The 24,909-nt window shown below is 47.5% G+C and carries 17 protein-coding genes, 10 tRNA genes, 3 rRNA genes and 1 other RNA gene; 1 reads left to right on the forward strand and 30 read right to left on the reverse strand.

What is annotated here, in order from left to right:
* Positions 1-25: 25 nt before the first annotated feature.
* The 30 genes from hprK to rpoE all read right to left on the reverse strand — a co-directional run bounded on the left by hprK (position 26) and on the right by rpoE (position 23,328).
* The gene (hprK, locus tag G7035_RS07570; RefSeq protein ID WP_016820103.1) at positions 26-964 is read right to left on the reverse strand and encodes an HPr(Ser) kinase/phosphatase; all 939 of its coding nucleotides are present in this window, start codon (positions 962-964) and stop codon (positions 26-28) included.
* Positions 965-1,305: 341 nt separating this feature from the next.
* The gene (locus G7035_RS07575) at positions 1,306-2,430 is read right to left on the reverse strand and encodes an ABC transporter ATP-binding protein (protein ID WP_019685783.1); all 1,125 of its coding nucleotides are present in this window, start codon (positions 2,428-2,430) and stop codon (positions 1,306-1,308) included.
* 103 nt (positions 2,431-2,533) lie between these two features.
* Complete coding sequence (locus G7035_RS07580) at positions 2,534-3,676, reverse strand: PucR family transcriptional regulator (protein WP_019685782.1); 1,143 nt, start codon at positions 3,674-3,676, stop codon at positions 2,534-2,536.
* Between the two features lie 160 nt (positions 3,677-3,836).
* Positions 3,837-3,909, reverse strand: a tRNA-Lys gene (locus tag G7035_RS07585).
* Between the two features lie 7 nt (positions 3,910-3,916).
* Positions 3,917-4,002, reverse strand: a tRNA-Tyr gene (locus G7035_RS07590).
* Positions 4,003-4,011: 9 nt separating this feature from the next.
* Positions 4,012-4,084: transfer RNA gene (locus G7035_RS07595), tRNA-Phe, on the reverse strand.
* Between the two features lie 78 nt (positions 4,085-4,162).
* Positions 4,163-4,239: transfer RNA gene (locus G7035_RS07600), tRNA-Asp, on the reverse strand.
* Positions 4,240-4,257: 18 nt separating this feature from the next.
* A tRNA-Thr gene (locus G7035_RS07605) sits at positions 4,258-4,333 on the reverse strand.
* Positions 4,334-4,337: 4 nt separating this feature from the next.
* Positions 4,338-4,413 (reverse strand) — tRNA-Val (locus G7035_RS07610).
* A gap of 10 nt (positions 4,414-4,423) precedes the next feature.
* Positions 4,424-4,500, reverse strand: a tRNA-Met gene (locus G7035_RS07615).
* A gap of 28 nt (positions 4,501-4,528) precedes the next feature.
* Positions 4,529-4,620 (reverse strand) — tRNA-Ser (locus tag G7035_RS07620).
* 129 nt (positions 4,621-4,749) lie between these two features.
* Positions 4,750-7,675, reverse strand: a 23S ribosomal RNA gene (locus G7035_RS07625).
* Between the two features lie 140 nt (positions 7,676-7,815).
* Positions 7,816-7,891, reverse strand: a tRNA-Ala gene (locus G7035_RS07630).
* Between the two features lie 21 nt (positions 7,892-7,912).
* A tRNA-Ile gene (locus G7035_RS07635) sits at positions 7,913-7,989 on the reverse strand.
* 38 nt (positions 7,990-8,027) lie between these two features.
* A 5S ribosomal RNA gene (gene rrf, locus G7035_RS07640) occupies positions 8,028-8,144 on the reverse strand.
* 118 nt (positions 8,145-8,262) lie between these two features.
* Positions 8,263-9,816, reverse strand: a 16S ribosomal RNA gene (locus G7035_RS07645).
* The 16S, 23S and 5S rRNA genes sit together here with 10 tRNA genes alongside, the layout of an rRNA operon.
* Positions 9,817-10,237: 421 nt before the next feature.
* Positions 10,238-10,513: a pro-sigmaK processing inhibitor BofA family protein gene (locus G7035_RS07650; RefSeq protein ID WP_016818582.1), complete on the reverse strand. Its 276-nt coding sequence runs from the start codon at positions 10,511-10,513 to the stop codon at positions 10,238-10,240.
* On the reverse strand, positions 10,510-10,821 hold the full coding sequence (locus G7035_RS07655; protein ID WP_016818581.1) for a DUF2508 family protein: 312 nt from the start codon (positions 10,819-10,821) through the stop codon (positions 10,510-10,512). The genes G7035_RS07650 and G7035_RS07655 overlap by 4 nt, the downstream gene beginning before the upstream one ends.
* 212 nt (positions 10,822-11,033) lie before the next feature.
* The gene (gene recR, locus G7035_RS07660; protein WP_016818580.1) at positions 11,034-11,633 is read right to left on the reverse strand and encodes a recombination mediator RecR; all 600 of its coding nucleotides are present in this window, start codon (positions 11,631-11,633) and stop codon (positions 11,034-11,036) included.
* Between the two features lie 26 nt (positions 11,634-11,659).
* Positions 11,660-11,971, reverse strand: coding sequence for a YbaB/EbfC family nucleoid-associated protein (locus G7035_RS07665; protein WP_013368784.1), 312 nt, complete (start codon positions 11,969-11,971; stop codon positions 11,660-11,662).
* A 40-nt stretch (positions 11,972-12,011) separates the two neighbouring features.
* Positions 12,012-13,760, reverse strand: a complete 1,749-nt coding sequence (dnaX, locus tag G7035_RS07670; RefSeq protein ID WP_019685781.1) for a DNA polymerase III subunit gamma/tau — start codon at positions 13,758-13,760, stop codon at positions 12,012-12,014.
* 157 nt (positions 13,761-13,917) lie between these two features.
* Positions 13,918-14,184: signal recognition particle sRNA large type (gene ffs, locus G7035_RS07675), an RNA gene on the reverse strand.
* A 111-nt stretch (positions 14,185-14,295) separates the two neighbouring features.
* Positions 14,296-14,493, reverse strand: coding sequence for a 50S ribosomal protein L31 (gene rpmE, locus G7035_RS07680; protein WP_016818578.1), 198 nt, complete (start codon positions 14,491-14,493; stop codon positions 14,296-14,298).
* Between the two features lie 152 nt (positions 14,494-14,645).
* Positions 14,646-15,917: a radical SAM family protein gene (locus G7035_RS07685; RefSeq protein ID WP_019685780.1), complete on the reverse strand. Its 1,272-nt coding sequence runs from the start codon at positions 15,915-15,917 to the stop codon at positions 14,646-14,648.
* Positions 15,918-16,011: 94 nt separating this feature from the next.
* Positions 16,012-17,349: a transcription termination factor Rho gene (gene rho / locus G7035_RS07690; RefSeq protein WP_019685779.1), complete on the reverse strand. Its 1,338-nt coding sequence runs from the start codon at positions 17,347-17,349 to the stop codon at positions 16,012-16,014.
* A 259-nt stretch (positions 17,350-17,608) separates the two neighbouring features.
* The gene (locus tag G7035_RS07695; protein ID WP_016818575.1) at positions 17,609-18,862 is read right to left on the reverse strand and encodes a UDP-N-acetylglucosamine 1-carboxyvinyltransferase; all 1,254 of its coding nucleotides are present in this window, start codon (positions 18,860-18,862) and stop codon (positions 17,609-17,611) included.
* A 225-nt stretch (positions 18,863-19,087) separates the two neighbouring features.
* The gene (gene fba / locus G7035_RS07700; RefSeq protein WP_016818574.1) at positions 19,088-19,942 is read right to left on the reverse strand and encodes a class II fructose-1,6-bisphosphate aldolase; all 855 of its coding nucleotides are present in this window, start codon (positions 19,940-19,942) and stop codon (positions 19,088-19,090) included.
* A gap of 248 nt (positions 19,943-20,190) precedes the next feature.
* Positions 20,191-20,559: a response regulator gene (locus tag G7035_RS07705; protein WP_014599366.1), complete on the reverse strand. Its 369-nt coding sequence runs from the start codon at positions 20,557-20,559 to the stop codon at positions 20,191-20,193.
* Positions 20,560-20,773: 214 nt separating this feature from the next.
* Positions 20,774-22,375: a CTP synthase gene (locus G7035_RS07710; RefSeq protein WP_016818572.1), complete on the reverse strand. Its 1,602-nt coding sequence runs from the start codon at positions 22,373-22,375 to the stop codon at positions 20,774-20,776.
* Between the two features lie 401 nt (positions 22,376-22,776).
* The gene (gene rpoE, locus G7035_RS07715; RefSeq protein ID WP_013368770.1) at positions 22,777-23,328 is read right to left on the reverse strand and encodes a DNA-directed RNA polymerase subunit delta; all 552 of its coding nucleotides are present in this window, start codon (positions 23,326-23,328) and stop codon (positions 22,777-22,779) included.
* Positions 23,329-23,733: 405 nt separating this feature from the next.
* Here rpoE and G7035_RS07720 point away from each other — a divergent pair, with 405 nt between their 5' ends.
* The gene (locus tag G7035_RS07720) at positions 23,734-24,894 is read left to right on the forward strand and encodes a S8 family peptidase (RefSeq protein WP_019685778.1); all 1,161 of its coding nucleotides are present in this window, start codon (positions 23,734-23,736) and stop codon (positions 24,892-24,894) included.
* The last annotated feature ends 15 nt before the right edge of the window (positions 24,895-24,909 follow it).

The following is a 24,909-nucleotide window of genomic DNA, read 5'->3' on the forward strand; positions in this document are numbered from 1 at the left end:
GTCCTTCCTTGCAACCGAACGAGCCTTAATCCATCTCTTCCATATCTTCAGAAATCGTAGCAGTCAGCTTGTTTGTAAATTGCAGGGCTGCATTAACGCCCATTTGTTTCAAACGATAGTTCATCGCCGCTACCTCGATAATAACAGCCAGATTTCGGCCTGGACGAACTGGAATCGTAACGAGTGGAACATCTGTATCAATAATGCGTGTAGTTTCTTCATCGAGACCGAGACGGTCATACTGCTTGTCCTGTTGCCATGCCTCCAGGCGGACAACCAGTGTAATTCGCTTATTATTACGAACTGCACCAGCACCAAACAGTGTCATCACATTAATAATGCCTACGCCTCGAATTTCAAGCAGGTGACGAATGAGTTCAGGTGCTGTTCCATGCAACTGAAAATCGGACGTTTGCCGGATTTCTACCGCATCATCTGCTACCAAGCGATGCCCACGTTTGACGAGTTCCAGTGCTGTTTCACTCTTACCAATTCCACTACTGCCTGTAATAAGCATCCCCACGCCATACACGTCACATAATACGCCATGAATAGTTGCCGTAGGTGCCAGCTTTCTTTCCAGAAAACCTGTGATACGGCTCGATAAAATCGTTGTCGCCATATTAGTTCGCAGTACAGGAATATCTCGCTCTGTACTTGCCTCCACTAGCTCGGCCGGTACTTCCAGGCCACGTGTGATGATAATACATGGAGTCAGCTCTGTACACAAACGCTCCATTCGATCCCGTCGCTCCTCAGGAGGCAGCATACCCAGAAAGGCCAGCTCAGACCTTCCCAAAAGCTGTACCCGCTCCTGTGTATGATATTCAAAATACCCGGCCATCTCCAGGCCTGGGCGATTCAAATCGTCCACGGTGATCAGTCTGCGCAGACCCTTTTCACCGGAAATAACCTCCATTTGGAATTGCTGTACAAGCTCGGATACCTTTACCTGTTTAGCCATTGTATTCTCTCCTCATCTGCAAAAACCGGATTCTATACGCCATTTGATTTATGTAGCATTATTCTATTAACCATACAACCCCACGCAGTCTATCCTGAATGAGTCCACACTTCACTTGATTTAACAATAGGATTCCAGGCTATCCCTATCCCGACAGTTGGAGGCCCCAATCTGGAACTCCTGCCAACGAACCTTGTCTAAATCTAGACCTGCACCATTGTACACCCATCGTATCGGAATTTTCCATTGAATGCAATGCCGAAGCTAGTAGCGGATATGATATACAAAAGAGTCGCAGTTCTCCGCTTGGGAAAACTGCGACTCTCTTCCAGAGGCTGATCTTATTCGCCAACCAGAATGCTCAATTCCGATTCCTTATCAAAAATATGAACTTTGTTCATATCAACAGCCAACTTCGCTTTGACACCATCGCGAGTATTGGAACGTCCGTCTACACGGGCAATAATTGTATCGTTTCCAGCACCGCTCAGGTACAACAGCATTTCATGACCGAGGTTTTCCGTTACATCCACAGTGGATGTAAAGATCGTGTTCGGAGAAGCCTCCAAGAATACAGGCTCTTCGTGAATATCCTCAGGACGGATGCCCAAGATCACTTCTTTGCCAATGTAGCCTTTCGCTTTCAAAATCTGTCCCTTACCTTCAGGTACAAACAGATCCAGACCTGGTGCTGTGAAATGCAATGCACCTTCTTTTTCAACCAGCTTACCTGAGATAAAGTTCATTGTAGGAGAGCCGATAAAACCAGCAACGAACAGATTCACTGGACGGTTGTACAGTTCATCCGGGGATGCAGCTTGTTGAATGATACCATCCTTCATAACTACAATCCGATCACCCATCGTCATGGCTTCAACCTGGTCATGTGTTACATAGATAACGGTCGTTTCCAGACGCTTAGCCAACTTCGTGATTTCCGCACGCATTTGACCACGCAACTTGGCATCCAAGTTGGACAGTGGCTCATCCATTAAGAAGACTTGTGGGTCACGTACAATCGCACGTCCCAAGGCAACACGCTGACGCTGACCGCCCGATAACGCTTTCGGCTTGCGATCCAGCAGATGCTCAATATCAAGGATTTTAGCTGCTTCACGTACGCGTTTATCAATTTCTTCCTTTTTAACCTTGCGGAGCTTCAGACCAAAAGCCATGTTTTGGTATACATTCATATGCGGATACAAGGCATAGGATTGGAATACCATCGCGATATCGCGGTCTTTTGGAGCCACATCGTTCACAACACGATCACCAATGTATAATTTACCGTCTGAAATTTCCTCCAGACCAGCAATCATACGAAGTGTAGTAGACTTCCCACAACCGGAAGGACCAACCAATACGAGAAATTCTTTATCTTGAATGTCCAAATTGACATCAACAACCGTAGCTTTTTCTGCACCCGGATATTTCTTGAAAATATGCTCTAAACGTACGCCAGCCATAGCTTTTGCCTCCCCAAGGTCAAGTTTTGAAATCGAATACATTTTCTACTTGTATCTTACCCTAGTACCCAAAGCCTGGCTATTCGCAAACTGCACAAAAATGCTATTTCCTTTTTGTCACTTTGTACAATAGCAGATATAGTTTGACCAAAACTGCATCATTAAACGTCCGCACGTCCAATCCGGTCTCCTGTTTAATCTTGTCCAAACGGTAAATCAACGTATTACGGTGAACATACAGACGCTTGGCTGTCTCACTCACATTACAATCCAGTTGAAAAAAGATATCCAATGTAGCCATCGTTTCTGAGTCTTCCAGTATGACAGATGACTTCATTACCTGCTCCAAAAATAGTACACGCTGCTCCTTGGGAATGCGATTTAACAGTCTCTCCAAATGAAGCTCCCATGAAAGGTGGATGTGCTCTGTTACATGAAAAAGCTTGCCAAGATGGATCGTCTCCCATAATAAATTCAGCTCGTGGGGGAAACTTTGCAAAGGGACCGAAGGCTTGGAAATCGCCAAATGGAATACACCGACCCATTCATTCGCGATAAGCTCATATAACCCCAAGCTAAAAGCCGTAAGTACCTCCTCCAGCGGTTCCGCAAAATCTGCCTCTCTAGTCTCAGGATCTTTATCCCGTTCATCGTCGGCTCCTAATAACAGCTCCTTTTTTGCGAGAATCAGCCAAGATTGTTCGTCTAATGGAGTAAGCAGCACTTCCCCTCCAAAATAGCTCGCTAACAATCGATGAAGCTGCGTATAGGTAATAGCCCCATCCTGTGTTCCCTCGCCATTCAGTAAAAAAGGCACCATACACGCTGATAACGAATCACGAAGCTCCAATTCAGTGGGAACTTCTTCCTCACTGTTTAGGTCGGCAGCCTGCTGTATGAGCCATTGTCCAAAACGATTCATCCGCTCTTCCTCGCTATAGGCTGGGTTGATCGACAAGCGTGGACCATTCTGCCAGACTTGTTCCATGTTCCCCAGTAACGCTTCTATCAACTTCCGTTCTCGATCCGTCAAATATCTGTCCTCTACCGCAAAAGCAGCCAGTTCACCTGCCGATGCACGAAACGGAAAATATAATTTATTCTCACTAACAAACGATCTATCCGGTATAACTGAATCGGCTGTTTCTCCTTCTGCCATCATTTCTGGGCACCAAGGCACTATGGTAAAAGGCGCTTGAATTATATTCTGAAGCTGTTGCTGAATCCATTCTGTATCCAAAGTCACGCGATCACCACTTCACTTTTTTTAGAATATAGATTAAAAACACTAAGCGAACATAATGAACTCATTATAACCCGTCGATACCTTAAAATAAAAAGCTATATAAAAACATAACTTATAACAATACAAAAAAAGCCATCAACTTATAGTTGATGACTTCTGATGAGCCATGAAGGACTCGAACCTTCGACACCCTGATTAAAAGTCAGGTGCTCTACCAACTGAGCTAATGGCTCGTAAAACTGGTGGAGGATGATGGATTCGAACCACCGAACCCGTAAGGGAGCAGATTTACAGTCTGATGCGTTTGGCCACTTCGCTAATCCTCCATATAAAGGTGGCTCGGGACGGAATCGAACCGCCGACACGAGGATTTTCAGTCCTCTGCTCTACCGACTGAGCTACCGAGCCATATCCATTGGCAAAAAAATAAAGTGCGGAGGGATACCCCTTCCCACTTTAGTACGGCGAAAATACTAAGCTGAAAAATGGCGGAACTGACGGGATTCGAACCCGCGATCTCCTGCGTGACAGGCAGGCATGTTAGGCCTCTACACCACAGTTCCCTATATTTTTCAAAAAAATGGTGCCGGCGAGAGGACTTGAACCCCCAACCTACTGATTACAAGTCAGTTGCTCTACCAGTTGAGCTACACCGGCACAATGGTGGAGGCTGAGGGGATCGAACCCCCGACCCTCTGCTTGTAAGGCAGATGCTCTCCCAGCTGAGCTAAGCCTCCTGGGTATGTATGGTAGCGGCGGAGGGGATCGAACCCCCGACCTCACGGGTATGAACCGTACGCTCTAGCCAGCTGAGCTACACCGCCATAACATAATTTACCAGCTTGTCCTAAATGGCGGAGAGAGAGGGATTCGAACCCTCGCACCACTTACGCAGTCTAACCCCTTAGCAGAGGGTCCCCTTATAGCCACTTGGGTATCTCTCCATATGAACGAACTCGCTTAGTGAAATTCTACAAGATATTCAGATTATCAATAAAATGATATTAAATATCAAGCATAATTCCAAGGTTACACCTTGAAAACTGGATCCGAAACTTCATTGCGTCTTATCTTAGGATAAGCCCTCGACCGATTAGTATTGGTCAGCTCCATGCATTACTGCACTTCCACCCCAACCTATCTACCTCGTCGTCTTCAAGGGGTCTTACATACTGGGAAATCTCATCTTGAGGGGGGCTTCACGCTTAGATGCTTTCAGCGCTTATCCCTTCCGTACATAGCTACCCAGCGGTGCTCCTGGCGGAACAACTGGTACACCAGCGGTACGTCCATCCCGGTCCTCTCGTACTAAGGACAGCTCCTCTCAAATTTCCTACGCCCACGACAGATAGGGACCGAACTGTCTCACGACGTTCTGAACCCAGCTCGCGTACCGCTTTAATGGGCGAACAGCCCAACCCTTGGGACCTACTTCAGCCCCAGGATGCGATGAGCCGACATCGAGGTGCCAAACCTCCCCGTCGATGTGGACTCTTGGGGGAGATAAGCCTGTTATCCCCAGGGTAGCTTTTATCCGTTGAGCGATGGCCCTTCCATGCGGTACCACCGGATCACTAAGCCCGACTTTCGTCCCTGCTCGACTTGTAGGTCTCGCAGTCAAGCTCCCTTCTGCCTTTGCACTCTTCGAATGATTTCCAACCATTCTGAGGGAACCTTGGGGCGCCTCCGTTACTCTTTAGGAGGCGACCGCCCCAGTCAAACTGCCCACCTGACACTGTCCTCGCACCGGATCACGGTACCAAGTTAGAACCTAGATACGATCAGGGTGGTATCCCAAGGATGCCTCCTCTCAAGCTGGCGCTCAAGATTCAACGGCTCCCACCTATCCTGTACAGATCGTACCCAAATTCAATATCAAGCTGCAGTAAAGCTCCATGGGGTCTTTCCGTCTTGTCGCGGGTAACCTGCATCTTCACAGGTATTAAAATTTCACCGGATCTCTCGTTGAGACAGCGCCCAAGTCGTTACGCCATTCGTGCGGGTCAGAATTTACCTGACAAGGAATTTCGCTACCTTAGGACCGTTATAGTTACGGCCGCCGTTTACTGGGGCTTCGGTTCATAGCTTCGCTCTTGCGAGCTTACCACTCCCCTTAACCTTCCAGCACCGGGCAGGCGTCAGCCCGTATACTTCGCCTTGCGGCTTCGCACAGACCTGTGTTTTTGCTAAACAGTCGCTTGGGCCTTTTCACTGCGGCCCCCTCGGGCTATTCACCCTACCGAGGCACCCCTTCTCCCGAAGTTACGGGGTCATTTTGCCGAGTTCCTTAACGAGAGTTCTTCCGCGCGCCTTAGAATTCTCTTCTCGCCTACCTGTGTCGGTTTGCGGTACGGGCACCTTCTCCTGGCTAGAGGCTTTTCTTGGCAGTCTGAGATCATGACCTTCGCTACTATAATTTTCGCTCCCCATCACAGCCCAGCCTTACGATGTGCGGATTTGCCTACACATCAGCCTCACTGCTTAGACGGACATCCATCAGTCCGCGTCACTACCCTACTGCGTCACCCCATCGCTCATAGCGGATTACGGTGGTACAGGAATTTCTACCTGTTGTCCTTCGACTACGCCTATCGGCCTCGCCTTAGGTCCCGACTTACCCTGAGCGGACGAACCTTCCTCAGGAACCCTTAGGCTTTCGGCGGATCTGATTCTCACAGATCTTTTCGTTACTCATACCGGCATTCTCACTTGAATGCAGTCCAGCGCTCCTTCCGGTACACCTTCAACCCGCATTCAACGCTCCCCTACCCCTGATGCAAGCATCAAGCCATAGCTTCGGTGGTGTGTTTAGCCCCGTTACATTTTCGGCGCAGAGTCACTCGACCAGTGAGCTATTACGCACTCTTTCAATGGTGGCTGCTTCTAAGCCAACATCCTGGTTGTCTGTGCAACTCCACATCCTTTCCCACTTAACACACACTTGGGGACCTTAGCTGATGGTCTGGGCTGTTTCCCTTTCGACAATGGATCTTAGCACTCACTGTCTGACTCCCGGAACTAAATCTATGGCATTCGGAGTTTGACTGAGCTTGGTAACCCTTGCGGGCCCCGCACCCAATCAGTGCTCTACCTCCACGATTCTTCTTTCCGAGGCTAGCCCTAAAGCTATTTCGGGGAGAACCAGCTATCTCCGGGTTCGATTGGAATTTCTCCGCTACCCCCACCTCATCCCCGCATTTTTCAACATGCGTGGGTTCGGGCCTCCAGTGCGTGTTACCGCACCTTCACCCTGGACAGGGGTAGATCACCCGGTTTCGGGTCTACGTCCACGTACTCATTCGCCCTATTCAGACTCGCTTTCGCTGCGGCTTCAGCTCTTCACCTTAACCTTGCACGGGAACGTAACTCGCCGGTTCATTCTACAAAAGGCACGCCATCACCCATAGATCGGGCTCTGACTTCTTGTAAGCACACGGTTTCAGGATCTATTTCACTCCCCTTCCGGGGTGCTTTTCACCTTTCCCTCACGGTACTGCTTCACTATCGGTCGCCAGGGAGTATTTAGCCTTGGCAGATGGTCCTGCCGGATTCATACGGGGTTTCACGTGCCCCGCACTACTCGGGATCCGTCTCGGAGGGAACAGGTTTTGAACTACAGGGCTTTTACCTTCTCTGGCGGGCCTTTCCAGACCTCTTCATCTAACCGGTTCCTTTGTAACTCCATGTGAGACGTCCCACAACCCCAAGGAGCAAGCTCCTTGGTTTGGGCTAATCCGCGTTCGCTCGCCGCTACTGACGGAATCACTATTGTTTTCTCTTCCTCAGGGTACTTAGATGTTTCAGTTCCCCTGGTCTGCCTCTCACTCACCTATGAATTCAGTGAATAGTGACTGTCGATGAAGACAGCCGGGTTTCCCCATTCGGACATCCCCGGATCAAAGCTTGCTTACAGCTCCCCGAGGCTTTATCGTTGTTCGCCACGTCCTTCGTCGGCTCCTGGCGCCTAGGCATCCTCCGTGTGCTCTTTGTAGCTTAACCTAGACTTTTCTTTCACAGAAAGAAAATGTCGATATATGCTACCTTTATTTCACTTGTTTACACAAGATCAGCTTAAAGGAATATTCTAAAACGCAATTTCGTTTCGGTATCCAGTTTTCAAGGTGCAATGATAAATCTTTTGGTGGAGCCAAGCGGGATCGAACCGCTGACCTCCTGCTTGCAAGGCAGGCGCTCTCCCAGCTGAGCTATGGCCCCAAAAGAAAATATAAAATTATATGGTGGGCCCTAGTGGACTCGAACCACCGACCTCACCCTTATCAGGGGTGCGCTCTAACCAGCTGAGCTAAGGGCCCATAATAAACCACCAAAAAAATTATTCTTTAGTGGTTGCGCTTGGCGGCGTCCTACTCTCCCAGGACCCTGCGGTCCAAGTACCATCGGCGCTGGAGGGCTTAACGGTCGTGTTCGGGATGGGTACGTGTGGAACCCCTCCGCTATCGCCACCAAACGCTTGAGAGTTTGAACTCTCAAAACTGAGCAACGAGTGAGCAACAGGCCTAAACCTGAGTTTTGAAGCTTACGCTTCATATTTGAATGTTTCCGTTGCAGGAAACAATTCTCCATAGAAAGGAGGTGATCCAGCCGCACCTTCCGATACGGCTACCTTGTTACGACTTCACCCCAATCATCTACCCCACCTTCGGCGGCTGGCTCCTTGCGGTTACCTCACCGACTTCGGGTGTTGTAAACTCTCGTGGTGTGACGGGCGGTGTGTACAAGACCCGGGAACGTATTCACCGCGGCATGCTGATCCGCGATTACTAGCAATTCCGACTTCATGTAGGCGAGTTGCAGCCTACAATCCGAACTGAGACCGGCTTTTCTAGGATTGGCTCCAGATCGCTCCTTCGCTTCCCGTTGTACCGGCCATTGTAGTACGTGTGTAGCCCAGGTCATAAGGGGCATGATGATTTGACGTCATCCCCACCTTCCTCCGGTTTGTCACCGGCAGTCTGCTTAGAGTGCCCAGCTTGACCTGCTGGCAACTAAGCATAAGGGTTGCGCTCGTTGCGGGACTTAACCCAACATCTCACGACACGAGCTGACGACAACCATGCACCACCTGTCTCCTCTGTCCCGAAGGAAAGGCCTATCTCTAGACCGGTCAGAGGGATGTCAAGACCTGGTAAGGTTCTTCGCGTTGCTTCGAATTAAACCACATACTCCACTGCTTGTGCGGGTCCCCGTCAATTCCTTTGAGTTTCAGTCTTGCGACCGTACTCCCCAGGCGGAATGCTTAATGTGTTAACTTCGGCACCAAGGGTATCGAAACCCCTAACACCTAGCATTCATCGTTTACGGCGTGGACTACCAGGGTATCTAATCCTGTTTGCTCCCCACGCTTTCGCGCCTCAGCGTCAGTTACAGCCCAGAGAGTCGCCTTCGCCACTGGTGTTCCTCCACATCTCTACGCATTTCACCGCTACACGTGGAATTCCACTCTCCTCTTCTGCACTCAAGCTCCCCAGTTTCCAGTGCGACCCGAAGTTGAGCCTCGGGATTAAACACCAGACTTAAAGAGCCGCCTGCGCGCGCTTTACGCCCAATAATTCCGGACAACGCTTGCCCCCTACGTATTACCGCGGCTGCTGGCACGTAGTTAGCCGGGGCTTTCTTCTCAGGTACCGTCACTCTTGTAGCAGTTACTCTACAAGACGTTCTTCCCTGGCAACAGAGCTTTACGATCCGAAAACCTTCATCACTCACGCGGCGTTGCTCCGTCAGGCTTTCGCCCATTGCGGAAGATTCCCTACTGCTGCCTCCCGTAGGAGTCTGGGCCGTGTCTCAGTCCCAGTGTGGCCGATCACCCTCTCAGGTCGGCTACGCATCGTCGCCTTGGTAAGCCTTTACCCCACCAACTAGCTAATGCGCCGCAGGCCCATCCACAAGTGACAGATTGCTCCGCCTTTCCTCCTTCTCCCATGCAGGAAAAGGATGTATCGGGTATTAGCTACCGTTTCCGGTAGTTATCCCTGTCTTGTGGGCAGGTTGCCTACGTGTTACTCACCCGTCCGCCGCTAGGTTGTTTAGAAGCAAGCTTCTAAACAACCCCGCTCGACTTGCATGTATTAGGCACGCCGCCAGCGTTCGTCCTGAGCCAGGATCAAACTCTCCATTAAAGACCAACCGAAGTTGGTTATAGAAAGAGCGATTAGCTCATTTTGAAACTGACGAGATAAAATATCTCATTGTTTGATTTTGCGAACAAAATCAGTTTACTCACTCGTTGTTCAGTTTTCAAAGATCAAACCTTCATTAATACTCCACTTTGTTTCACCACCGCATCTCAGCGGCGACTTAATTAATATAACATACGGTCGGGATTTAAGTCAACACTTTTTTTAAATTATTTTCAATTTTATTTAAGCACTGCTCACACAAAAAATTCCCGGGCTTTAAAGGCCGAGAATTAATGTATCACATTTCAGAATTCGTCGTCAACTATAATTTATAAAATAAAACAATACCGCATTAGACTAACCAAACCCCATCCTTTTTTTGCACACTCCCCTTCCCTAACAACTGCTACAATAATGTTTTTCAGACAGCCTGTCCGAACAATATTATTTTCAGTCCCAGTAAAAGCGCAATTCCTGGCAAGCCTAATATCGTTACTGCTCCCATCGTCACTGGGTTAATCGGAATATACACCTGTGTAATCCACCCTGAATAATTGATAACATACAGTGCAATAGCTGCCAGAGCCATATGCGCTCCGAATACTACAAACCAACCGATCCCCAGACGTTTTTTGAGGATTAGGTACATCAGTAATCCGGCACAGGCAATCAAGACAAGCCAGACTACCCCTCTCATTCCGCTCTCCGTTTGTGAACCCGGTCAGCATCATTGGCATACCCCGGTTCATCTGCTGGCAGGTGAAAACGATGTAGCCCTTGCTGCTTTGCGCTTTTTAAATGTATTTGATATTTACGCTCCGCAGCTTCCAGAACAAAAATGGCGTAGTCGATTTCATCCTTACCCGTAGCTTCATGAAATAAACGATGTGCTCTTAACCATTCCGCATGCGAAGCTCGAATCTGAGCAAACAATTCCTGGCGATACTCCGCTTCTGTCTTCCCATTCTCCTGACGACGGAAATTTTGCTTCATCCGTTCCCACATTCATTCATCCTCCTCACAAGCTGAATTATGTGTACAGTCTGCAAGACCACCTTATTCATACTTATTGAACAAAGGACAAACTTAGAACCAGAAACGACTATAAAGCCATCTATTCATGCAAATAAAAAAGGAGCCGCAACGGCTCCCTAAGCAAATCAAGGATGTCCCAAGGACATTTCAGTCTCAGAACTTATAACGTATAACTACACCTACTAATTGAGCTCTCTGCGGCCTTCTAGTGCTTTGGACAGGGTGACCTCGTCAGCATACTCCAAATCCCCGCCCACAGGCAAACCGTGAGCAATACGAGTAACCTTGATTTCAAAAGGACGCACTAGCCGTGAAATGTACATAGCCGTGGCCTCTCCTTCAATGTTCGGATTCGTAGCCAGAATCAACTCCTTGACGCGTTCATCACTGAGCCTGGTCAGCAACTCCTTGAGTTTGATATCCTCAGGACCAATCCCCTCCATCGGAGAGATTGCCCCGTGAAGCACATGGTACAAACCATCAAACTCCTTGGTACGCTCCATAGCCACCAAATCCTTGGCATCCTGAACAACACAAATGACGGAAGCATCCCTCGTCTTATCCTGACAGATCCGACAAGGGTCCGTGTCCGTAATATTGCCGCAGACTGAACAAAAGTGAAGATTGCGTTTTACATTGACCAGCGCTTTGGCGAAATCAATCACATCATCTTCCTTCATTTTCAGTACGTGAAAAGCCAACCGGGCAGCTGTTTTTGGGCCTACTCCCGGCAGGCGCGTAAAAGCATCAATCAGCTTTGCAATCGGCTCGGGATAATGCAATAGCGTGTTTCTCCTTTATGAGTAGACTAGAACAAGCCCGGAATTTTCATACCACCTGTAAATTTACCCATATCATCATTAGCCAGTTCATCCGCTTTGGACAAAGCATCATTGACTGCAGTGAGTACGAGGTCTTGCAGCATTTCTACATCATCAGGATCTACAGCTTCCGGTTTGATTGTGATGGACAACACTTTTTTATGTCCACTTACCTCTACAGTTACCACACCGCCACCAGAAGAACCTTCGATTACTTTCCCACCAAGCTCCTCTTGGGCTTTCAGCATTTGTTCCTGCATTTTTTTCACTTGCTTCATCATTTGGTTCATATTGTTCATTTCAATCATCTCCTTTAATGAAGTATACATCTACATTTCATTATTCTTTAATGACTACCAGGTCTTCCCCGAACAGCTGAATCGCTTCATCAATCCAGGGCTCCTTGGACTTTCCCGGCGCATCATGCTCCGGCTCCAGTTGCAATTCTTCGGCAGGCTGGTCAGAAACTCCTTCAATCGCAGCATTCCAATCCTTTTGCATCATCGTTACCAAACGATAAGGATGACCCAACTGCTCATGTAAAACCTTCTCAATGACCTGCTTATTGGCAGGCTTTTCGGTAGTTTCACGATGAATGTTGTTTTTAAACGCGACCAGCACACTGTCCTCTAACACAGAAACCGGCTCACCATCCATAAACCAAGCATGAACCGTAACTTTCGCCTCTTTTACCCCTTGCAAAATCTGGCTCCACTTGCGCCCCACCGCTGCGAATGCTTCGCTTGACTTCTCAGCGATATAGCGATCCAACTGAGAAGGAAGTTTAGCTGGCGCTGAAAGACGTGGAGCAGGGGCACGACCACCAGAAGCCTGACGACCGCCTGAAGATGCCTCCTGACCCGCTCCAGCGGCCAAGCCACCTTGCATTGCACGTTCCAGCTTCTTTTCCAGCTCAGCAAGCTGGCGCTTTAACATGGCCACTTCTTCCTGACCAGCAGCACCAGAGCGCTGTACAGTCGGCTGAGCCGCAGTTCCCGCTTCCCCCGGAATGCTGCATAACTTCAATAGAGCTACCTCAAATAAAGTTTGGGGCTGAACGGCATATTTCATCTCACCTTGATAACGATTAAGGGTGTCGATCATTGCAAAGAGCTGCTCCTTGGTAAAAGCATCTGCCACTTCCTTAAACTGCTCCGGATTCAGCACTCGCTCTGTCATTTTGGTCGCCTGCGGCACCATCTTGATCATTAGCAGATCTCGGAAATAGTACAGAAGATTCTCCATACACTTATCCGCACTTTTACCTTCCTGCATAAAGTTCTCGATCAATTGGAGCACTGTGCCCACATCTTCTTTCAGTAATGCCAAGGCCAATTTACCGAATTGCTCGGATGCGATCCCGCCCGTCATATCCAGCACCTGCTGATACGTAACCCGGCCATCAGTAAACGAGGATATCTGATCCAAAACGCTAACCGCATCTCGCATCCCACCATCTGAAAGACGTGCAATATATTGCAGTGCATCCAAATCAGCCTGGATGTTCTCCTGTTGACATATCAGGTCAAGCCGCTCTGTCTGCTCCTCAAGCGATACTCGCCGAAAGTCAAAACGCTGGCAACGTGAAATAATTGTCGCGGGAATCCGATGCGGCTCTGTCGTAGCCAATATAAACATTACGTGTGGCGGCGGCTCTTCCAGCGTCTTGAGCAGCGCATTGAACGCTTCCGTCGTCAGCATGTGCACTTCATCAATGATATAAACCTTGTGCCGCACTTCTGTGGGCGCATATTTGACTTTATCGCGCAAATCACGAATCTCTTCAACACCCCGGTTAGAGGCTGCGTCAATCTCCTGTACATCCATGACCGCTCCGGCCGTGATCCGTTTACAGGCTTCGCATTCGTTGCAAGGTTCCGGCGCAGGTCCATGCTCACAGTTGATTGCCTTGGCCAAAATTTTGGCCGCACTGGTCTTACCCGTTCCTCGCGGACCACTGAACAGGTAGGCATGGGACGTGCGATTTTCGCGGATGGCATTCTGCAATGTCTGGATAATATGCTGTTGTCCTACCATGTCCTTGAAAGCCTGCGGCCGCCAAGCACGGTACAACGCTATATGTTCCAATGCGCGTTCCCTCTTTCCCATTCACTTTCATGACCATTTATGGTCACTTCATTATACTATACTCCCGTCCGAATCTAAACCAGACACATTTCAAATTATAAGCACAAAAAAAACACCTTCGCATAATCGCCAAGATGTTCCAATTCCTAAGTATATACCGTGCACCTGTTATTGATCGTTGTGATCCGAGCGGCAACCCTGAGCAACAACTCGGGCTAGGCAACCCTCCGGCACAAGAGTGGGCTTGCTTATGGCTGCTTCCTTCCGGACCTGACCAGGTTCACAAGTACTCATTGCGGAGGACCCAACCGTCAACATTGTGCGCAGGGACCAGCCTCACATCAACAACACCTCTAACAGGAATTCAACCTCGCTATAGCGGATTGCGAGTTACAGGGCACCGCTACCTCCCCATCTAGCACGGTGAAAATAAGTATATCTCATGGTTGCACAAAATGCAAATAGCAAATAACGACAAAAAGAGCCTCCTGCAATTGCAGAAGGCTCTAATAACTTTATCTCTTGCGGCAACTTATTACATACCGTATTTCTTTTTGAAACGATCCACACGTCCACCAGCATCAATAAACTTCTGCTTACCTGTGAAGAACGGATGGCAAGCGGAGCAAATCTCCACACGCAGAGATTCTTTTACAGAACCAGTTTCAAACGTATTCCCGCAAGCGCAAGTAACATTAGTTACGTTATACTTCGGTTGAATAGCCTGTTGCATTAACTTTCACCTCTTTCCGCCCTGAACGTCCTATCAGCCCAGAGTTGTATGAACACATGTTCAAATTATAGCACTTGAATATAAGTGTTTCAACATCTTTTTAGCACACAAAACAGTGTAAGATCAGTGTGTTTCAAATAACTCCCGACCGTTTAGGTTCTGGCAAATTTGGGACGTGCTAGCCCTTGCGGCGGCACATGAGTGTAAGAACCGATAACCACATCCGGCAGTTCCTCACGATAAATCTCAAGCATTTGCTTCATACCAAGTATCTCCCCTTGAGCCGGTGGAATCAACTCCAGATAGCTTTCAGGATCAATATTCAGATTACGCATTTGAATCAGCTTGAGCTTAGTGCGTTTGGCAAATTCAATCATTGCCTCAATTTCTTCCTCCCGGTCTGTTACACCCGGGAAAATCAAATAGTTGATGGACGTATACACTCCCTGATCGGACGCATAACGGAGTGACTTTTCCACATTAGCCAGCGTGTATCCGCGCGGCTTGTAATACGCATTGTAATGGTCGTCCAATGCACTAATTGTGCTTACTCGCATGAGATCAAGACCCGCATCCACAATTCCCCGGATATGATCATTCAATCCCGCATTGGTGTTGATATTAATATATCCCATATCTGTAACGGAACGTACTTCTTTGATCGCATCAATAATCAGTTTGGCTTGAGTGGAGGGCTCACCTTCACAACCTTGCCCAAAACTGATGATAGACTCAGGTGTCTTCAAATGTTCCAACATAACTTCTACAATCTCTTCCACGCGGGGACGGAAGTTCATTCTTGTCTGAGGAGATACAAAACCACTGTCATCCGGCTGTTCAGATATACAACCAAAGCAGCCCGCATTACAAGAATAAGATACCGGAACTCCCCCCTCCCAGCGATTCAGGAACGTATTCGAAGAAGTAAGGCATTCGTACCCCAGCGCACAGTTAGACAAATGCTGGTACAGCCTATTTTCGGGATACTGCTCTGTCATCCGCTGAACTCCCAATTTAACTTGATTGCGGTCACAGTTTTCGGGATTCCATTTGGAAGGACTGTCACTCTGCTCTGCTGTTACATAAAACGCCCCATCTTTCCAGACAACGGCTGAATAACCGAACAAGGGGAGTTTATACTCCTTATCCGTCTTCACATATCCCGGCAGACACAGGCGTGTAAAGCCTTGCGGTAACAAAGCCCCTACTGCCTGCATATTTCCCGGAAGAGAGACCATTTCCCCTGTTTCAGGGTTCATACCGACCGGGCGGGTGCTGGGCAGGCTTACCAGTGTGGCTCCTTCCGGCAACGGAATAAGCTCATCCTCCATGATTTCAACAATCATGTCTGCACTACGGGCAAGCCCATACAAAGAAGCATGATCATATACATTGCCTTTTTCGTCGGCATACACCAAATACATTATGGAGCTCCTTTCGTTCCATTAAACGCGCCATTAACCATATGAATAGTAATGGCTGTCTACTTACGGAACAGATAAAATACATGGTTTGGGTTTAATTGGTTGTGGCGGGAACCGACGCTGTGGTAGAACGCGTAGTTCTTCGTTGTTGGCCACCAGAGCTACCTTGCGAGCCGCTGGAAGAAGGTGCTGTCAAATCAAACGAGGCTAAAAACTCAGCGTTAGTTTTGCTGTTACGCAGTTTTTTGAGGAAGCCTTCCACAAAGTCATGGCTTTCCGTCATATTTTTACGAATAGCCCAGATCGTATCTAATTCTTCCTTGTTCAACAACACTTCCTCACGACGTGTACCGGAACGACGAATATCAATCGCAGGAAAGATACGACGTTCTGCCAGTTTGCGGTCCAAATGCAGCTCCATGTTGCCTGTGCCTTTGAACTCTTCGTAAATAATATCGTCCATACGAGATCCTGTATCAATCAGCGCTGTGGCAAGAATCGTCAAGCTACCGCCTTCCTCCACATTCCGAGCTGCGCCAAAAAAGCGTTTTGGACGGTGAAATGCTGCCGGATCAATACCCCCACTCAAAGTACGACCAGAAGGAGGGATGACAAGATTGTACGCACGAGCCAACCGTGTAATGCTATCCAACAGGATGACAACATCCTTTTTATGTTCTACGAGACGCAGTGCACGCTCCAACACCAGTTCTGCCACTTTGATGTGATTTTCAGGAAGTTCATCAAATGTAGAGGCCACAACTTCACCTTTGACAGAACGCTGCATGTCAGTCACTTCTTCAGGGCGTTCATCAATCAACAAGACAAATAGCTCAATCTCGGGATTGTTGGTAGAAATGCTATTGGCAATTTCTTTGAGGAGAAGCGTCTTCCCAGCTTTGGGAGGTGCCACAATAAGTCCGCGCTGTCCAAGTCCGACAGGGGCCAGTACATCCATAATTCTCGTAGACAAATGGTTGGGGGAAGTTTCAAGGACTAATTTGGTTTGCGGATACAGTGGAGTCAGTGCAGGAAAATGTAGCCGCTCAGCAGCTTGCTCAGGACTTCTTCCATTGACGGCGTTAACTTGAAGCAATCCAAAATACCGTTCGTTTTCTTTCGGCGTTCGGCATTTACCGGAAACGAGATCGCCCGTTCTCAGGTCAAACTTGCGGATTTGTGAAGCAGAGATGTAAATATCTTCGGTACTCGGGAGATAGTTGATCGGCCTCAGAAAGCCGTAACCTTCAGGAAGTATTTCCAGAACACCCTGCATAAACATTAATCCACTCTTCTCAGCTTGTGCGCGCAGGATGGCGAAAATTAATTCTTTCTTCTTGAGCGTTCCGTAGTACGGGATCTGGTATTGCTTGGCCAGCTTGTACAGGTCGGTCAGCTTCATTTCTTCCAGATCGGAAATTTGCAGATCCATATAATAACCACCTATTCAATTATTAAGTCCATTCATACAATTAAATGATAGACAATGATATCATAAACACCATCAACATAATTTTAACCAAAACAAATAAAGTTATGCAGCCAGCTGCCTGAATTATACCGAATTATTCCGGTTTTTTGATAAAAGATTGTTAGGTATGGACCAAATCTTATACCAAGCAGCGGCTGCATAGGTGTTACCCGTTATTCCGCTTTGGTTACAGTAAATTCAAACAAAGTACATGGTTTAATTACTCAGTCTGCCGCCACACATCTGCGCCTAAAAGACGCAGGTTCGAAACGAGATGATCATAACCACGGTCAATATACTCGACACCTGCCACCTCGGTTACCCCTTCGCTTACTGTAAGTCCAGCAATGACAAGGGCCGCTCCGGCGCGCAGATCTGCAGCCTTCACTTTAGCCGCATTCAGTTGACCACCTTCAATAATGGCAGACCGACCCTCTACGCGAATTTTAGCCCCCATTCGCACCAGTTCAGGGACGTGCTTAAAACGATTGCTGTACACAAAATCGCTCAACACACTGACACCCTGAGCTTGGGTTAGCAAGCTGGTCATGGGAGATTGTAAATCTGTGGGGAAGCCGGGGTATACCAAGGCTTTAACGTCGACATGCCCATAGGAAGGTGCACCCAGTACGCGAATACTTTCATCATATTCCTCGATGCCGATGCCCATTTCCTGCATTTTGGCAGTGAGAGCCTCCATATGTTTGGGGATTACATTGTCAATCAATACATTTCCACGGGTTGCCGCAGCAGCAATCATATAAGTGCCTGCTTGTATACGGTCAGGTATGATGGAATGACGGCAACCATGCAGCTCCGACACACCTTCAATACGAATTGTCTCCGTACCAGCGCCTTTAATAATCGCCCCCATGGAGTTTAACAGAGTTGCTACATCTATAATCTCAGGCTCTTTAGCCGCATTTTCGATAGTTGTGGCGCCTTTGGCACGTGCGGCCGCCAGCATAATATTAATGGTTGCTCCTACGCTGCTGACATCCAAATAAATCTTGGTGCCGCGCAGTTCTTTGGCGTGCAAATGAATAGCGCCGTGCTCGTTCGTAACCGTGGCACCCAGCGCTTCAAAACCTTTGATATGCTGATCAATGGGCCGGGGTTCAAAATTACATCCTCCTGGCAAACCGATGATCGCTTCCTTGAATCTGCCCAGCATGGCCCCCATCATATAATAAGAGGCTCGTAATTTCTTAACAGGTCCATTCGGCATGGGAATGGATTTAATGGAGGAAGGGTCTATCTTCATCTGGCTACCTTCCCAGGTAACCTTTGCGCCAAGCTCCTCCAATATTTCGGAATACACCGCCACATCACTGAGCAGCGGCAAATTATCCAAAATGACTTCCGACTCTGCCAGAATGGCTGCGGGAATCAAGGCGATGGCACTGTTTTTGGCACCGCTGATGGAAACTGTACCCTGAAGCGGCCGTCCACCGGTGATCATCAATTTTTCCATAAGCTTGAGGGTCCCCCTACGTGTTTTGCAGTCGGTCAAACAATGAACTGAAACCATAAACTTTCAACTTTTTAAGTGGTTAAAATGGAAAGACACCGGCTAAGCGGTGTGCTTTCCATACCACACTATTCAACTGTACAGATTTAAATATTTTGTGCAGCATAATTACAGCTACAACGAAGAAATGCATCCAGTCTATGCAGAGGCATGACTAGTTGGAACTTATTACGCTTTGTTGTTGGAACCGAACTCACGGATTTTACCGATAACTGTTTGTTTGATTGCTTCACGACCTGGTTGGATGAATGTACGTGGATCGTAAGCATCTGGTTTTGCAGCAAGCACTTCACGAACCACTTTCGCAAATGCGATTTGGTTTTCAGTGTTTACGTTGATTTTGGAAGTACCCAGGGAAATGGATTTTTGGATGTCATGTGTAGGGATACCTGTTCCGCCATGAAGAACGAGTGGCATTTTCACAGCATCGCGAATTTCTTCCATTTCTTTAAAGCCCAAGTTTGGTTCACCTTTGTATGGTCCATGAACAGAACCCAGTGCAGGAGCCAGTGTATCGATGCCTGTTTCTTTAACGATACGTACACAATCGTCCAGCTTAGCGTACATTACGTCACCTACAACATCATCTTCTTGACCGCCAACCATTCCAACTTCAGCTTCAACGGAAACACCTTTGGAATGTGCATATTCAACAACTTTCTTCGTTGTTTCGATATTTTTCTCGATTGGGCTGTGGGAATCGTCAATCATAACAGATGTGAAACCAGCGTCGATTGCTTCTTTACATTTGTCAAAGCTAGAACCGTGGTCCAAGTGAATTGCAACTGGAACCGTAATTTTCATGTCATGAATAAGACCTTCTACCATTTTAACAACAGTGTAGAATCCGCCCATGTGACGTGCTGCGCCTTCAGAAACACCCAAGATTACTGGGGATTTTTCTTCTTCAGCAGCGCCCAAGATAGCTTGAGTCCACTCCAGGTTATTAATATTGAATTGACCTACTGCATATTTTCCTTCGAGTGCTTTGTTCAACATGTCTTTCATAGATACCAATGGCATGGTTACAGTCCTCCTAAAGGTGTTTGGGTTTGTCTATATTTTTAGCCGACATCACATACGGGCTTATTATACCACAACCCATGTTAAATACTAAACAAGCTTTTGCATATCAACACATACAAAAATCACGCTCAGGACGCCGTTTTTCCATAGAATTGTATAAGGAGAGGATTTACTTTCAGTATTTCCCATAATCACAAACAAAAAACCCTGTTTTGTTAACAGAGTTCTCAACCAAAATGACTTCCCTAGTCACCTCTGAGTTGTTTGTTCACGGCGATCCGCATTTCATCAATATCAAAGGGCTTGGTAAAATGCATAAGTGCACCTAGCTCCGTCGCCTCTTTAATCATGTCCAGTTCTCCATACGCTGTCATCATAATAACCTTGATGTCGGGATTCATGCTTTTTAGGTGCTTCAGAATTTCAAGTCCGTCCATACCTGGAATTTTCATATCGAGCAGAACCAGATCAGGTGGTTCCTTCTCAACAATCTCAAGAGCAATTTTCCCGTTCGCTGCCTGAAAGGTCTCATAACCCTCACTTCCGAACACTTCCATCAGTAAAATCCGTATTCCATTCTGGTCATCGACGATTAATACTTTTTTCTTTTCCAATGTTTTAACCTCCTAAGATCTTAAAACGAGGATCATGCAGCTATTGCCATAACAGCGTCCGATGACGTACAATATCCGTCCCATACCTAAAACTATATTCGCTCCTGCAAAAAGAAGATCCTGCTCTTATACATAATTGTGGAATATTCTTTCATAATCAGGAAGCATGGGATAAAAAAAAGACCTCCCAAAGGAGGTCTTTCAAGCTGTAGCATTAACCTTGAAGCTGCAATGCCGCTTTTACAAATTCACGGAACAAAGGCTGTGGACGATTCGGACGGGAAGTAAATTCTGGATGGAATTGTACCGCCAGGAACCATGGATGCTCAGGAAGCTCGACAATTTCCACCAAACGTCCATCCGGTGAAGTACCAGAAATACGAAGACCTGCTTTTTCAATAACTTCACGATATTCGTTATTGAATTCGTACCGATGACGATGTCTCTCGTACACCAGCTCGTCGTTGTAGCAAGCCTCTGCCAGGGAACCTTCCACCAGTTTACATGGATACAGGCCAAGACGCATGGTACCGCCCAAATCTTCGATGTCTTTTTGGTCAGGAAGCAAGTCAATGACAGGATAATCGGTAGCCGGGTTAATTTCCGAGCTGTTGGCTCCTTCGAGACCAGCCAGGGAACGAGCAACCTCAATAACAGATACCTGCATACCCAGGCAAATACCGAAGAACGGAATTTTTTGCTCCCGTGCATAACGAATGGTGCTGATTTTGCCTTCAATTCCGCGATCGCCGAAGCCACCTGGTACGAGAATACCGCCAATGCCGCCCAGCATGTCAGCTACGTTCTCGTCCGTTACTTCTTCAGCGTTCACCCAGCGGATTTTCACGTCCGCATTTGCATCAAATCCAGCGTGAGAAAGTGACTCAACAACACTTAAGTATGCATCATGTAGCGCAACATATTTACCAACAATAGCAATTTCAACCGTTTTGTCCAACTTGCTGATTCGATCAACTAACCCTTCCCATTCGGTCATATCCGGTGCAGGTGTTGTCAGCTTCAGGTGGTTAACTACGATTTCGTCCAAACCTTCTTCACGTAGGTTCAACGGAACCTCGTAGAGAGTCGAAGCATCGCGGCATTCTACCACTGCATTCGCATCAATATCGCAGAACAATGCAATTTTAGCCTTCATATCGGAGGACAATTCATGCTCTGTACGGCAAACAATGACATTCGGTTGAATGCCGATGCTGCGCAGTTCTTTCACACTGTGCTGAGTTGGTTTGGTTTTAACCTCACCAGCAGCTTTAATATAAGGAATGAGCGTTACGTGAATGTACATCACATTTTCGCGCCCAACTTCACTTTTAAGCTGACGAATGGCTTCCAAAAATGGCAAGCTTTCAATATCGCCTACAGTACCGCCGATTTCCGTAATAATGACATCCGAACCCGCTTCACGGCCTGCACGGTACACGCGCTCCTTGATTTCGTTCGTAATATGAGGGATAACCTGTACGGTACCGCCCAAATATTCTCCGCGACGCTCTTTGCTGATCACGCTGGAATATACCTTGCCTGTTGTGACATTGCTGTTCTTGGACAGATTAATATCAATAAAGCGCTCATAGTGTCCCAAGTCGAGATCCGTTTCCGCACCATCATCCGTTACAAACACTTCACCGTGCTGGTAAGGGCTCATGGTACCTGGATCGACATTCAGGTAAGGATCAAATTTTTGAATCGTTACCTTCAGTCCCCTGTTCTTCAAAAGCCTCCCCAGTGAAGCTGCCGTAATCCCTTTGCCCAAGGAAGACACAACCCCGCCTGTCACAAAAATATACTTCGTCACTGTTCAAAACCCTCCTAGATAAGATGCAAAAATTCAGGCGACATTATGATGTTATCGTAACCCGTTTGCACGGATTATCATCCATGAAGAAGGCAGCGGTTATATTTTCCAATCCGCCGCCCTTAGCCCTCTTTCATGAGTGAAAACACCCCTATAAAAAACAAAAAAGCACTCCCGTAGTACGGGGCACTTTTATACAAAAAGCAAACATATAAGTGAATCAATCATAAGCCCAAGCAATAGTTTACCCCGTGTCCAATCCGCTGTCAAGGAAGTTATCTGTGTTAATTTGTCCTTTGAACCTGATTGGAATAAATCTATCTGAAAGCTATAAATCAGCAGGGGTTTCAAGAAAACGGTCATGAAAAAGGGGAGAGCGTATCTCCCCTTGCAACCTGTTCCTAACGAAGTGAATCGTCGTCGTCTTCGATCGACTCATCGTCATTTTCATCATCTGTATCTTCCTCATCACTGAGGTCTTCATCGTCAATAACTACGTCATCGTCACTATCATCGTCATCTTCTCCGTCGAACAGCTCGTCTTCGCCATCCTCGTCTTCGCTATCTGCATCGAAGTCGTCATCGGAGTTGTATGTTTCTTCTTCCTCATGATAGTCATCTTCGTCGTCATCGTCTTCATCGTTAATGATACGAGGACGCTTGGCGCCTGTCAGGGCATCTTCGGATTTATCTACCGGATACCAACGTTTCAAGCCCCACAGATTCGTACCGACACAGGCAAAACGCCCGTCAATGTTGATTTCAGTATATAGCTGAGCAATAACGTCATTAATTTCTTCGTCGGACAAGCCGCGCAATTTGGCGACTTCATTCATCAGGTCACGGTAATAATATGGAGTATTGGCTGCTTTCAATACCATAAATGCCAAATCCACCATTGGAGTCTCGTGGACTTTCTCCGGGTCAATCTTCAAGTTGAGTGGTGTACTCACCTAGGGACACTTCCTCTCACACGTAATTCACAAGAACATGTTTCAGAGCATACACGATACATGCAATACTAACATATCCATTATCAAAACTAAGTAAAACCTATTTGGAAGCAAATTGCAAGTTAAACATGGGTATCGTCATAATTTCCAAGAATATCCCTCTGCACAAGACGGCACACGTAAAAAGACGGGGTTCCCCCCGCCTCCGACTGTACCCGCTCCGGGAGAGGCCTCCCAAAGTTGTTGCACAAGAGCTTATGCCCTCCATGTATCGTATGTGTCCATAGCTACTTTGACACGACAAGCAGGCCTATTTCCATAAAAAAGGGGCAAGTTTCCCATGCCGTAGCTGACGCTTGCTCATACAATACCTCAGCATGGCTCATCGGAGGGGGACCGTCTCAAATGGACTATCCGGATTTTTTGCAGCGTTTGCATGAGGGTATTTCGGAGCCGTCCGGCAGTGGACGGAACAAACAGATTATCACGTTCGATAAGCCTCACCAATACCGGGAATGCCTGTCCTATCTCAGGAAGCTGAAACCTGAGCTTGCGGGATTACGGCAAGTACAACCGGCTAGGCTAATCCGTGCTCTCATCGCTCCGCTTTCAGGGGGAGACAGGCTGGGCAAATATCACCACGGTGTTACCGTTGAAGAAGATACCCGCATAAAGGTTCATGCAGAAACGGCTTATATACCGAAAGCAGAGAAAAGCATTTCTATGCCATGGGGAGTCAAACAGGTACGTGCATACAAGGCTTGGCCTTCCTCGACAGGGAATCGGGTCAGAATCGGTGTGATCGACACAGGAGCTGATTTTCATCATCCTGATCTTCGCCATTCCCTTGCCAGAGGTATCAATTTGTTGAACCGGACCATGCTACCCTATGACGACAACGGCCACGGCACTCATATTGCTGGAACCATCGCGGCATCCAACTATGACGAGGGTATGGTTGGCGTAGCACCACGGGCTTTAATTCATCCTGTAAAAGCATTCGATCATAATGGAGCCGCCTATGTCTCTGACATCATTCTTGGTATCGACTGGTGTGTATTAAATCGTGTCGATATTATTAATATGAGCTTTGGTATGAAGTCGCGCAGCAAGGCACTGCTTGATATGGTGAATAAAGCATATCATAACGGCATTGTAATCGTAGCTTCCTCGGGAAATGAGGGTAAGCGTCGAAGTATTGACTATCCGGCCCGCTATTCCCAGACGATTTCAGTCGGAGCTACCGACAAATACAGACGTATCGCTCCTTTTAGCAATCGGGGGCAATTCGTAGACGTGTATGCACCCGGTGAGAAGATCAGATCCTCCTGGATTCATGGAAAGCATCATGAAATGAGCGGCACCTCTATGGCTACTTCCCATGTGACCGGGAGCATCGCACTTCTCCTTTCACTGAGACCGGAACTGGAGCCCGGAGAAATTAAAGCGCTGCTTAAGCGCACTGCCACACCGCTACGCCTTCGTAAAAGTGCTGGACGCACTTCCATCTCCACCAAGCTTGGAGAAGTGGATGCCTTCCGATTGATGCAAGAGGGCACAAAGTGAACCACGATCTGATGA

This window comes from Paenibacillus polymyxa (assembly GCF_015710975.1).
GTDB classification, from domain to species: Bacteria; Bacillota; Bacilli; order Paenibacillales; family Paenibacillaceae; genus Paenibacillus; species Paenibacillus polymyxa.